The sequence below is a fragment of the Citrifermentans bremense R1 genome (genome assembly GCF_000426865.1).
Classification (GTDB): domain Bacteria; phylum Desulfobacterota; class Desulfuromonadia; order Geobacterales; family Geobacteraceae; genus Geomonas; species Geomonas bremensis.
The window spans coordinates 34,569-47,131 of record NZ_AUGE01000021.1 but is presented as its reverse complement, the minus strand read 5'-3'; the positions used below and the strand labels follow the sequence as shown (position 1 = coordinate 47,131).

Genomic DNA, 12,563 nt, shown 5'->3' with positions numbered 1-12,563 from the left:
GGTAATGAGAACGCCGCCCTAGGAGGCCCCATGATACGTCAGCCCGCAGTAGCAGGTAAGTTCTACAGCGCCGACCCGGAGCAGCTCCGCGAGGAGCTTTCCCGGATGATTCCGCGGGAGGAACCCGCCAAGGCGATCGGGGTGGTCGCCCCCCATGCAGGCTACGTCTACTCCGGCGGCGCCGCCGGTAAGGTCTACGCTGCTGTCGAAGTCCCCGATGCTGTCATCGTGCTCGGCCCCAATCACACCGGCATGGGCGCTGCCGCAGCGCTCGCGCCGTCCGGGGAGTGGCTGACCCCGCTCGGCCCGGTCCCCGTCAACGACCGCCTCTCCCAGCTCATCATGAAACACGCCCCCCTGGTCCGTGAGGACAGCGCGGCCCACCGCTTCGAGCACTCGCTGGAGGTGCAGGTGCCTTTCCTGCAGTACCGAAACCCCCAAGTCTCCATCGCAGCACTTTGCCTTTCCCTGCCCGACTTCGACTCCATCTCCCGCGTCGGGACCGGCATCGCCCACGCCATAGCCGAGTACGGCTCAGAGGTGCTGATCGTGGCCAGTTCGGATATGACCCACTACGAGTCCGCTGCCGAGGCCAAGGCGAAGGACGACCTGGCCCTGGAACGGCTGGCGGACGTGGACCCTGAAGGGCTCCTGCGGGTTTGCCGCGACAAGGACATCTCCATGTGCGGCGTCATTCCCGCGACCGCGATGCTCGTTGCCGCCAAGACCCTGGGGGCTACCTCCAGCAGGCTTATCTGCTACACCAACAGCGGCGAGGTGAACGGAGACCTCAAGGCAGTCGTGGCGTACGCTGCACTCACGGTCTCTTGATGGATGTAATCACCACGCATCTAAACGCCGACTTCGACTGCATCGGCTCCATGGTTGCCGCAAAGAAGCTTTATCCCGAAGCGATCCTGGTCTTCTCAGGGGCCCAGGAAAAATCGGTGCGGGATTTCTTCCAGAAGGGGCACCCCCAGGACCTCGAATTCGCCCGCATCAAGGAGATCGATTTCTCCGCCATCACCCGCCTCATCGTTGTCGATTGCCAGCACTCCTCCCGCATCGGCAAGTTCGGCGAACTCGCCAAAAGCGGCAGCGTCGAACTTCACATCTACGACCATCACCCCACCAGTTCCGGCGACATGGAGCCCACCGGCGGCGTTATCCGCCCCTGCGGTTCCACCACGACCATCCTGGCCGGCATGTTGATCGAGCGCGGCGTCGAGGTAACCCCCTTCGAAGCGACCGTTATGATGCTGGGGATCCACGAGGACACCGGCAACCTGACATTCCCCTCCAGCACCGCGGAAGACTACACCGTGGCCGCGTGGCTCCTGGAGCGGGGCGCATATCTCAACGAAGTGGCCGACTCCATCGGGCGGGAGCTGACCGTCGAGCAGGTGTCGCTTCTGAACGACCTCCTGGTGTCGCTTAAGACCACCACCCTAAAGGGGGTCGACGTCTCGATATCCCACGCCTCAGTCGACCGCTACATAGGGGACATCGCCACCCTGGCGCACATGATCCGTGACATGGAGAACCTGCAGGCGCTTTTCCTCGTGGTCGGGATGGAGGACCGGGTCTTCGTCATCGCCAGGAGCCGGGTGCCGGAGGTGCGGGTAGGGGAGATCCTGCAGGAGCTGGGCGGGGGAGGGCATGCCACGGCAGCCTCGGCCACGGTGCGCGGGCTCACCCTGATCCAGGTGCTGGAGCGGCTGGACGCGGTGCTCAGGCGCCGGGTGGACCCAAGGCGGGTGGCGCGCGACATCATGTCGTCGCCGGTAAAGACCATATCCCCCGACTGCAGCATCGAGGAGGCGCGGGAGCGCCTGGTGCGCTACAACGTAAGCGCCATGCCGGTCATATCAGAAGAGGGGGTGCTCGGGATCATCTCCAGGAAGACTGTGGAGAAGGCGCTCTACCACAACCTGAACCAGGTGCCGGTGTCGGATTACATGCACTCGGAGTTCCACGTCGCCTCGCCCGATACCCCCATCACCGAGATCCAAAGCTATATGGTGGGGGGGGACGCCCGCCTGGTCCCGGTGATCTCCGAACTGGGGCTGATTGGAGTGATCACCCGCACCGACCTGCTCCGCTACAGCTTAGGCGGCGAGGCGCTCTACGATCTGTCGCGCGACGTTCTCCAGGTGAAGAGCCGGGAGGTGGAGTCGCTGATGAACAAGCACCTCCCGCAGCGCACCACCGTCATTCTGCACGACCTGGGGCGCGTCGGGGACCAGCTCGACCTCACCGTCTACGCGGTCGGAGGCTTCGTCCGCGACCTGCTTCTGGATATCCAGAACATGGACATCGACGTGACGGTGGACGGCGACGGCATCCTCTTTGCCGAGACCTTCGCTGCCCAATTCGGTTGCCGGGTAAAAAGCCACCAGAAGTTCGGCACCGCGGTGATCGTCTTCCCGGACGGCTTCAAGATCGACGTCGCCAGCACCCGCCTGGAATACTACGTCTCCCCCGGCGCGCTGCCGACCGTGGAGCGCTCCTCGCTCAAGATGGACTTGTACCGCCGCGACTTCACCGTCAACACCCTCGCCATAGCCTTGAACGGCGACTCCTTCGGCAAGCTAATCGACTACTTCGGGGCCTATCGCGACCTGCAGTCCAGGGTGATCCGGGTGCTGCACAACCTCTCCTTCGTCGAGGACCCGACCCGCGTCTTCCGGGCCATCCGCTTCGAACAAAGGCTCAACTTCAAGATCGCCAAGCACACCGAGGACCTGATCAAGAACGCCGTGAAGATGGAATTCCTGGAAAAGCTCGGAGGGCGGAGGCTCCTCGCAGAACTGGTCCAGATCCTTAGGGAGAAGGAACCGCTCAAAGGGATCGGGCGCATGGGGTCCCTTGGGCTTTTGCGTTTCATTCACCCGGGCATCGAACTGACCCCCGCCATGCAGGGAGCGCTGGAGGATACCCGATACGTCGTCTCCTGGTTCGATCTCCTCTATCTGGAGCGCCCTTACGAAAGCTGGTCGGTCTATTTCCTGACCCTGTGCGAGGGGCTCACCGAAGAACAGTTCTGGGGAACCTGCACCCGCCTCGCCGTCGCCGAGCATTACAAGGAGAGGCTGGTGGAGATGCGCCGGCAGAGCGAGGAACTGATCGGAAACCTGGAAAGAAAGCTGGCGCGTTCCGAGAAGGTCGACAACAGCGAGATCTACTTCACGATCAGGGGGCTTCCGGTCGAGGTGCTCCTCTACCATATGGCCAAAAGCCGTAGCGCCGAGGTGAAGCGGTGCATCTCGCTTTACTTCACCAAGCTCGACGGCATGCATCCCCAGATCGGCGGTGAGGATCTAAAGGAACTCGGCGTAGAACCGGGACCGCTGTACCGGGAGTTGCTGGACCTGGTTTTGAGCGCGCGGTTGAACGGTAAGGTTGCGAGCCGGGAAGACGAGATCCAACTGGTGCGCGAGGTGCTGGAGGGCGTGTAGCTTTTTTGCTACAGTACCGCTTTTTCACGTTATTTGGCCAAGTGGCCGTTTTATAACCGTTTTAACTGTGCAGTGCCCGCAAGGTGTTGCGATTAGGGCACATTGGCGATATTCCACCCTGCTGCTAATTAATACCGCTTTCACGCTGTTCTAATTTTTTTCTCAATCGATAACAACAACTTAACCCCGTCTGGTATCTTGAGTACTCCGTATTGGCCCCGTGTTTGCTTTAATCCGACTGAACGTGCACACACAGGAGCGTGATTCTATGAACAAATTGAAGCGTTGCATTGCTGTCGTCCTCACGCTGGTTTTTATGGCAACTCCCTGCCTCGCCGCCGAAAACGCTTTCAAGACGGTCTTTGAAGACTCCATCTACGGCGGTCTCGCCGGTGGCTTGGTCGGTGCCGCGCTGGTGGTCTTCACCAAAAAGCCCGCTGACCACCTCGACTACATCGCCTACGGCGCCGCCGGTGGTGTCCTGGTCGGCGCAGCCTACGGGGTGTTAACCACTTCGAAGTCGCTCGCTGAAATAGAAAACGGCAAGGTGAAATTCGCCATTCCGACCATCAAGCCTGAGTTCCGCGAAGGAAACGTGAAGGGGCAGACCACGCTGGTCGCCGTCGCGGAACTGATTCGCGGCAAGTTCTAGCCACAGCTGAATATATAAAACCACCGAAAAGGGGCGCTTCATGCGCCCCTTTTTTTATGCGTTCGAGACAGGCAGGGGCGCCTCCCCCTGGTTCCCAAGCTCCAGCTTGGGACCCCAAAGCAACGCAAAGCTCCTGCTTTGCAACCGGGTGGAAGCTGGAGCTTTGGGGGGCTTGCCTTCCCAAGGTGGACCTTGGGAAGGAGATTAAACGAATGCCGACTTCCCGCTTTTGCTTCCACCAAGCCCGTTCTCTTGCCTTAGCGGCGCCCCTGGTATAGACTTCACGAGTTTTTGAGCTTAGAAAACGGGGGTGCCATATGGAAACCAGTACGAAGCCGCCCGACCTTTTGGCCTACACCGACTCCCTGCTGACCTGGGTCAGCGGCCGGGGGCGCATCCTGATAGTGGTGCACGACAACCCCGACCCCGATTCGCTCGCCTCAGCCATGGCGCTGCGGCACTTCTTCGCGGTGAAGCTGAACCGCGAGGCGGTGATCGCATTCTCCGGCATGATCGGCAGAAGCGAAAACCTCGCCATGGCGAAACTGCTCCAGATTCCGCTCACCCCGCTGCCACTCATCGACCTCAAATCCTTTCAGGTGGTCTGCCTTTTGGACACGCAGCCCGGCACCGGGAACAACTCGCTCCCCGCAGGGATGCGCACCGACATCGTCATCGACCACCACCCCATGCGGGAGTCCAGCGCCGCCTGCCGGTGGGTCGATATCCGCCCCGATTACGGGACCACGGCGACCATTCTTTTCGAGTACCTGAAGGTGCAGGGGGTGTCGATCGGGACCAAGATGGCCACAGCGCTCTTCTACGCCATCAAGTCCGAGACGCAGGACCTGGGGCGTGAGGCGAGAAGGGCGGACCGGGACGCCTACCTGGATCTTTTCCCGCTGGCCAACAAGACCCTTTTAAACAGCATCACCCGTCCGAGCCTTCCCCGCGAATACTTCATCTCGCTGCATAACGCGCTGGAGCACGCGGCGCTCTACGGCAAGGTGCTGGTGGCGTCGCTCAAGGGGATCCAGTTCCCCGAGGTGGTGGCCGAGCTCGCCGACCTCCTGGTGCGGCTGGAAGGGACCGATACGGTGCTCTGCCTCGGGCACTACAGCGCCGAACTCGTTCTCTCCATCAGGACCTCGAACGAGGAGATAAACGCCGGCGAACTGATCCGCAAGCTGGTCGCCGGTATCGGCGCTGCGGGCGGCCACGGCATGATGGCCGGCGGCAAGATCGACTTGAGCGACAACTCGGAGCAGGCCATACACGTACTGGAGAACCTGCTCACCGAACGGTTGCTGGCCGAGCTGAAGATTTCCGAGCTGAAACCGGTGCCGCTGGTCCCCTGAAAGGTTCATGAAAGCGGTTGCCAAACGACCCTCAAAATGCTAGTAGATACCCTATGCCCGTCTTCCTTGATAACGCCGCGACCTCATTCCCGAAACCGGAAACGGTCTACCAGGCCATGGACGCCGCCCTGCGGGAAGTCGGGGTGGCGCCGGGAAGGGGGGGGTACCGGCAGTCCCTCGCTGCAGCCCGCATTGTCTACGAAGCCAGGTCGGCCCTGGCGCGTTTTTTCGGCGTCTCGGATTCATCCCGCCTGATCTTCACCCACAGCGCAACAGAATCCATCAACATCGCGGTCAACGGGCTTTTGAAGCCGGGCGACCACGTGGTATCCACCCGCGTCGAGCACAACGCGCTGTTGCGTCCGCTGCACCTGGCGGCAAGCCGCGGCGTCGAGGTGACCTATGTCCCCTCGGACCGCTTCGGGGTGGTGTCGGAGCGGGAGATAGAGCGGGCGATGCGCCCCGGCACGAGGCTCGTGGCGCTGGCGCACTGCTCGAACGTGACCGGAGCGGTGCAGCCGATCGAGGCGATTGCCCGGGTGGCGCGGCAAAGTGGCGCGCTTTTCCTGGTGGACGCGGCGCAAAGCGCCGGCTTTTTCCCCATCGACGCGGAGCGGACCGGCATCGATCTCCTCGCCGCGCCTGGGCACAAGGGGCTTTACGGCCCTCCCGGCACCGGCGTCCTCACCATTGCCGAGGGGCTCAACCTGGAACCGCTGCTGGTAGGAGGGACCGGAGGAAGCGCAAGCAGCCCCGAGCAGCCCGATCAGCTTCCCGAGCGGCTGGAGAGCGGCACCATCAACACGCCTGCCATCGCCGGCCTTAAGGCGGGGGTCGAATTCGTACTCTCTACCGGGATAGAGGTGATCCGGGCCAAGGAAGAGCTGCTGGTCAACCAGCTTTTGGAAGGGCTGCGAGCCGCGCCTCACGTCGAGGTCTACGGGCCGCTGGAGGGGGCGCGGGGCGCCGCGGTTTCCTTCAACGCGGCAGGGCACGATCCGGCGGCGCTCAGCTTCCTTCTCGATTCCGACTACGACTTAAGCGTCCGAGCCGGGCTCCACTGCGCCCCGGACACGCACCGCAGCATCGGGACCTACCCGACCGGAACGGTCAGGGTCAGTCCCGGCTTTTTCAACACAGAGGCTGACATAGACTTTTTCCTCAAAGCCCTGCACGAGATAACGGCGCGCGGCTAGTACGCGCCTCAACTGCAGGGATACTCACCAACTCTACGAAAGCGGCGCAAGCCGGGAAGGGGATTGATCCTACGAAAAGCTCACACTTAGCGGTTATTGATCGGGATAAACCGACTGTTCATCATGATGCTGCGCAGGGGGGGGATGTGAAGAAAATCTACGTGCTGGACACCAACGTTCTTCTGTACGACCCGCAGGCTCTCACCAAGTTCGAGGACAACTCCATCGTCGTGCCCATAACGGTGATCGAGGAGATCGACCGGTTCAAGAAGGACATGAACGAGACCGGCCGCAACGCCAGGCAGGTTTCCCGCCTCATGGACGCCTTCAGGAAGGAAGGGTCGCTCTCGCAGGGGCTCGCTCTGGAGAGCGGCGGTACGCTCAAGATCGAGATCTACGAAGAGAAGGTGATGAAGAGGCTCCCGCCGGAACTGCGCGAGGAGCGGGGCGACAACCGCATCCTGGCGGTCGCCGTCGACCTGATGGAAACCCAAAGCGAGATGCCGGTCATCCTGGTGACCAAGGACACCAACCTCCGCATCAAGGCCGACGCGCTCGGGCTCGATGCGCAGGACTACGAGTCGGACAAGGTCGCCATCGACGACCTCTTCGCCGGCTTCGTAAGCCTTGAGGTCGGAGCCGAGGTGGTCGACCGCTTCTACAGCCAGGGTTGGCTCGACACCGAGCTGGAGCTCCAGCCCAACGAATACGTCCTCCTAGCCCAGGCCGGGAACCCCTCGCACAGCGCCATCGGCCGTTTCGACCGGGTCTCCCACCGCATCGTGCCGCTGGGGAAACTGGACAAGGAAGGGGTCTGGAGCCTGTTCCCGAGGAACCTGGAGCAGTCCTTCGCGCTCGACGCGCTTTTGGACGACAACATAAAGATCGTGACGCTGGTGGGGAAGGCCGGCACCGGCAAGACCCTTCTTGCCATCGCCGCGGGGCTGCAGAAGACGGCGGAGGAGAACGTCTACAACCGGCTCCTGGTCTCGCGCCCGGTGTTCCCGATGGGGCGCGACCTGGGCTTTCTCCCCGGCGACATCGAGGAGAAGCTCACCCCCTGGATGCAGCCGATCTTCGACAACGTCGAGCTTCTTTTGAGCGGGCACGAGGGGGAGAAGCGCCAGCACAACAAGGGGTACAAGGAGCTGATGGCGATGGGGATCCTCGAGATCGAGCCGCTCACCTACATCAGGGGACGCTCGATCCCGAACCAGTACATGATCGTCGACGAGGCGCAGAACCTCACCCCGCACGAGATCAAGACCATCGTGACCCGCGCCGGCGAGGGGACCAAGATCGTCCTCACCGGGGACCCGTACCAGATCGACAACCCGTACGTGGACGCGGAGAGTAACGGTCTCACCTACGTGGTGGAGCGGCTCAAGGAGCAGGCCATCTCGGGTCACGTCACCATGACCAAAGGGGAGCGAAGCGAGCTCGCGGAGCTTGCCGCAAACCTCCTCTAACCTTTTCCCGCTTACGCCGGGCAACACCTAACATCAGGAGAGCAAAGGGGGCACGTCCAGTGCCCTCTGTTTTTTATGCTAGTTCTTGCTTTGGAATCATCCTGCGACGAAACGGCGGCCGCTGTGGTCAAGGACGGCCGCACCGTCCTCTCCAGCATCGTCGCCTCCCAGATCAGCGTCCACGCCGAATACGGCGGCGTGGTCCCCGAGATAGCATCCCGAAAACACCTGGAGTCCGTCTCCTTCGTGGTGGAACAGGCGCTCGCCGAGGCAGGCGTTGGTCTCGACCGGATCGAGGGGCTCGCCGTGACCCAGGGGCCGGGGCTTGCCGGAGCGCTCCTGGTGGGGATCTCCATCGCCAAGGGGCTCGCCTTCGGCCGCTCGCTCCCGCTTATTGGGGTGAACCACATCGAGGGGCACCTCTTGGCCGTCTTCCTGGAGGCGCCGGTGCAGTTTCCCTTCATCGCGCTCGCCGTCTCCGGTGGACACTCGCACCTCTACCGGGTCGACGGGATCGGACGCTACCAGACCCTGGGGCAGACGGTGGACGACGCCGCCGGCGAGGCCTTCGACAAGGTGGCGAAGCTGATCGGGCTCCCTTACCCGGGAGGCGTGGCGATCGACCGGCTGGCCCTCACGGGGGACCCGCAGGCGATCAAGTTCCCGCGCCCGCTTCTGCACGACGGGACCTTCAACTTCAGCTTCTCGGGCTTGAAGACCGCGGTGCTGACCCACGTCGGCAAGCACCCCGAGGCGAAAGAAGAGGGGATCAACGACCTCGCGGCCTCCTTCCAGGCGGCGGTCTGCGAGGTGCTCACCAAGAAGACGGCGGCCGCCATCGCCGCCACAGGGATAAAGCGGCTGGTGGTTGCCGGAGGCGTCGCCTGCAACAGCGCGCTGCGCCGCTCCATGGCCGAGTATGCCGCGGCGAACGGGGTGGAGCTTTCCATTCCCTCGCCCCCCCTTTGCGCCGACAACGCCGCCATGATAGCGGTCCCCGGCGACTATTATTTAGGCCTCGGGATGAAGAGCGGTTTCGATCTCGACGCGCTTCCGGTGTGGCCCCTGGACAAGCTGGCTGCACGGCTGAAGGAGCATTGCTGATGGAGAAGATCCGCGCGAAGAAGGAGTTCGGCCAGAATTTCCTGGTCGACGACAGCGTTCTCACCCGCATCGTCGCCTGCGTCGCCCCCACGGCAGACGACTGCATCCTAGAGGTGGGGCCTGGGCGGGGCGCGCTCTCGCGGCTTCTGGCGGAAAGCGGCGCCAGGTTCCTGGCCGTGGAATGGGACCGCGAGCTCTTGCCGCTTTTAAAGGCGGAATTTGCCACCGCTACCAACGTGGAAATCGGCCACGGCGACATCCTCAGGGTCGACCTCCCGCTTTTGCTAGGCTCCCGCGCAGAAGGGAAGAGATGGAAGGTAGCGGCGAACCTCCCCTACAACATCTCGTCTCAGGTGCTGTTCAGGTTCATGGAGCACAGTGAGCTCTTCGAGAAGCTGGTGCTCATGCTGCAAAAGGAGGTGGGGGACCGGCTGACCGCCCCCCCCGCCTGCAAGGAATACGGCGCGCTTACCGTGCTGCTCAGGCTGCACTTCGACATCCGCCGGGAGTTCATCGTGAAGCCCGGCTCTTTCCGGCCGGTCCCTAAGGTCGACTCGGCGGTGCTGAGTTTTCTCCCCCTGCCTGGGCCGAGGGTGGAGGTGGGGGACGAGGAACTTTTCCGCCGCGTGGTGAAGGGGGCGTTTCTGCAGCGCAGGAAAACCCTCCTCAACTCGCTGCGCTCCTCCGGTTTCGACGATGCCGACGGCTTTCTTTCCGCAGCCCTTTCAAGAAGCGGCATCGACGGCGGCAGGCGCGGCGAGACCCTGTCGCTGGAGGAGTTTGCCTGCCTCACCAGGGAACTTTTGGCCGGGAAAACTCTGGCGTAACCCCACAGGTATGTGCTATATAAGAACGCTAATTTTTTATCTCCCGGGAGGATGACGCAACATGAAAGTATGTGTGGTCGGATCAGGCTACGTGGGTCTTGTAGCCGGCACCTGTTTTGCCGAAAGTGGTAACGACGTCATCTGCGTTGACGTCGACAAGGACAAGATAGACGGTCTGAAGCGCGGCGTCATTCCCATCTACGAGCCCGGCCTGAAGGAAATGGTCTTAAGGAACTGCGAGGAGGGGAGGCTCAACTTCACCACCGACCTGGACCTGGCCGTGAAGGAGTCGCTGGTCTGCTTCATCGCGGTCGGCACCCCCCCCGGCGCCGACGGCTCCGCAGACCTGCAGTACGTCCTCTCCGTTGCCCGCTCCATCGGCCGCGCCATGGAGAGCTTCAAGATCATCGTCGATAAGTCCACCGTCCCGGTCGGAACCGCCGACAAGGTGCGCGCCGCCGTCAACGAGGAGCTAGCCAAGCGCGGGACGCATATCGAATTCGACGTGGTGTCCAACCCCGAGTTCTTGAAGGAAGGGGCCGCCATCGACGACTTCATGAAACCCGACCGCGTCGTCATCGGTACCGACAACGTGAGGACCGCCGAGATCATGAAGGAGCTCTACTCTGCCTTCATGCGCAAGTCCAACCGCCTGCTGGTGATGGACATCAGAAGCGCCGAGATGACCAAGTACGCGGCCAACGCCATGCTCGCCACCCGCATTACGTTCATGAACCAGATCGCGAACCTCTGCGAGACGATGGGCGCCGACGTCATGGCGGTCAGGGAGGGTATCGGCTCCGACTCCCGCATCGGTTACGACTTCCTCTTCCCCGGCGTCGGCTACGGCGGTTCCTGTTTCCCCAAGGACGTCAAGGCCCTGGTGAAGACGGCGGACGAGTGCAGCTACGACTTCGTGCTTTTGAAAGCGGTGGAAACCGCCAACGAGCGGCAGAAGGCGATCCTCTCCGACAAGATACTGCGCCGGCTTGGGAGCGCCGGGGACAAGCCTCTGGCGGGCAAGCGTTTCGCCATTTGGGGACTCTCCTTCAAGCCCCGCACCGACGACATGAGGGACGCACCTTCGCTCACCATCATCAACAGGCTTCTGGAAATGGGAGCCAGCGTGCACGCCCACGACCCTGAGGCGATGAACGAGGCGAAGAAGCATTTCGGCGACCGCATCAGCTACAGCGTGAACAAGTACGACCTGATGAGAGGGGCCGATGCGTTGGTCATCATCACCGAGTGGAACGAGTACAGGAACCCAGATTTCGACCGCATCAAGGAGCTCCTGATCAACCCGATCGTCTTCGACGGCCGGAACCTCTACCACCCTGCCCGCATGAAGGAGGCCGGGTTCGAGTACCTCCCTATCGGCAGAAACGGCAACGTCGTCTGCGAAATGAACTAAAAAGGCTGTTTCAGAGGCTGTTCTACGTTCTATGTTCTACGTTGAACACCGAACCCGGTCACACCTCTTGAATCGCGACCATGCTGAAACGAACATATAACGTTGAACGTAGAACGCAGAACGTTGAACGGATACTGAGAGGTTTCAATGCGCGTGCTAGTCACCGGCGGCGCCGGTTTTATCGGTTCACATCTATGCGAGAGGCTGTTGAGGGAGGGGCACGACGTCATCTGTCTGGACAACTTCTTCACCGGCAGCAAGCTCAACATCGCGCATCTCCTCGACAACTCTAACTTCGAGCTGATCCGCCACGACGTGACCCAGCCGATACTTTTGGAGGTGGATCGGATCTACAACCTCGCCTGCCCGGCGTCCCCGATCCACTACCAGTACAACCCGGTGAAGACCACGAAGACCAGCGTCATGGGGGCGATCAACATGCTGGGGATCGCCAAACGGGTGCGGGCCCGAATCCTCCAGGCCTCGACCTCCGAGGTCTACGGCGATCCGCAGGTGCACCCGCAGACCGAGGCCTACTGGGGCAACGTCAACACGCTCGGGATAAGAAGCTGCTACGACGAGGGTAAGAGGGTTGCCGAGACGCTGATGATGGACTACCACCGCCAGAACCACGTGGACATCCGCATCGTCAGGATCTTCAACACCTACGGCCCCAAGATGGCTGAAAACGACGGCAGGGTAGTCTCCAACTTCATCCTGCAGGCGCTCAAAGGGGAGGACATCACCGTCTACGGCGAAGGGGAACAGACCCGGTCTTTTTGCTTCGTCTCCGACCTCGTGGAAGGTTTGATCAGGATGATGGAGTGCCCCGGCTTCATCGGCCCGGTCAACCTGGGAAACCCCACCGAGACCACGATCGTCGAGTTCGCCAAGAAGATCATCGCGCTGACCGGCTCCAGTTCGCGCATCGTCTATAGGCCGCTTCCCGCCGACGACCCGAAGCAGCGCCAGCCCGACATCTCGCTTGCGAAGCAGATGCTCGGCTGGGAGCCCAAGGTGCGCGTGGACGAAGGGCTCAAGCAGACCATCGACTATTTCAGCTCGCGGCTCAATACGGCGTAAGA

At 62.0% G+C, this 12,563-nt stretch carries 10 protein-coding genes; all 10 read left to right on the top strand.

Features of this window, described 5'->3' with window-relative positions; genetic code table 11:
* Positions 1-30: 30 nt before the first annotated feature.
* The 10 genes from amrB (at position 31) to K419_RS0113135 (ending at position 12,561) form a co-directional block, all read left to right on the top strand.
* Entirely contained in the window at positions 31-831 is an 801-nt protein-coding gene (gene amrB / locus K419_RS0113180; RefSeq protein ID WP_026842009.1) for an AmmeMemoRadiSam system protein B, read from the top strand.
* Positions 831-3,458 (top strand): A-adding tRNA nucleotidyltransferase, encoded by a 2,628-nt coding sequence (locus tag K419_RS0113175; RefSeq protein ID WP_026842008.1) that lies wholly within the window; start codon positions 831-833, stop codon positions 3,456-3,458. The genes amrB and K419_RS0113175 overlap by 1 nt, the downstream gene beginning before the upstream one ends.
* A 268-nt stretch (positions 3,459-3,726) precedes the next feature.
* Positions 3,727-4,110, top strand: a complete 384-nt coding sequence (locus K419_RS0113170) for a hypothetical protein (protein WP_026842007.1) — start codon at positions 3,727-3,729, stop codon at positions 4,108-4,110.
* Between the two features lie 317 nt (positions 4,111-4,427).
* On the top strand, positions 4,428-5,468 hold the full coding sequence (locus tag K419_RS0113165; protein WP_026842006.1) for a DHH family phosphoesterase: 1,041 nt from the start codon (positions 4,428-4,430) through the stop codon (positions 5,466-5,468).
* A gap of 53 nt (positions 5,469-5,521) precedes the next feature.
* Positions 5,522-6,664, top strand: coding sequence for an aminotransferase class V-fold PLP-dependent enzyme (locus K419_RS0113160; protein ID WP_026842005.1), 1,143 nt, complete (start codon positions 5,522-5,524; stop codon positions 6,662-6,664).
* Between the two features lie 146 nt (positions 6,665-6,810).
* Positions 6,811-8,133 (top strand): PhoH family protein, encoded by a 1,323-nt coding sequence (locus tag K419_RS0113155; RefSeq protein ID WP_026842004.1) that lies wholly within the window; start codon positions 6,811-6,813, stop codon positions 8,131-8,133.
* A gap of 75 nt (positions 8,134-8,208) precedes the next feature.
* The gene (gene tsaD / locus K419_RS0113150; RefSeq protein ID WP_026842003.1) at positions 8,209-9,237 is read left to right on the top strand and encodes a tRNA (adenosine(37)-N6)-threonylcarbamoyltransferase complex transferase subunit TsaD; all 1,029 of its coding nucleotides are present in this window, start codon (positions 8,209-8,211) and stop codon (positions 9,235-9,237) included.
* Positions 9,237-10,064: a 16S rRNA (adenine(1518)-N(6)/adenine(1519)-N(6))-dimethyltransferase RsmA gene (gene rsmA / locus K419_RS0113145; RefSeq protein ID WP_026842002.1), complete on the top strand. Its 828-nt coding sequence runs from the start codon at positions 9,237-9,239 to the stop codon at positions 10,062-10,064. Before tsaD ends, rsmA begins: the two co-directional genes overlap by 1 nt.
* Positions 10,065-10,125: 61 nt before the next feature.
* Positions 10,126-11,478: a UDP-glucose dehydrogenase family protein gene (locus K419_RS0113140; protein ID WP_026842001.1), complete on the top strand. Its 1,353-nt coding sequence runs from the start codon at positions 10,126-10,128 to the stop codon at positions 11,476-11,478.
* Between the two features lie 147 nt (positions 11,479-11,625).
* Positions 11,626-12,561, top strand: coding sequence for a UDP-glucuronic acid decarboxylase family protein (locus K419_RS0113135; RefSeq protein ID WP_026842000.1), 936 nt, complete (start codon positions 11,626-11,628; stop codon positions 12,559-12,561).
* Positions 12,562-12,563: the final 2 nt, after the last annotated feature.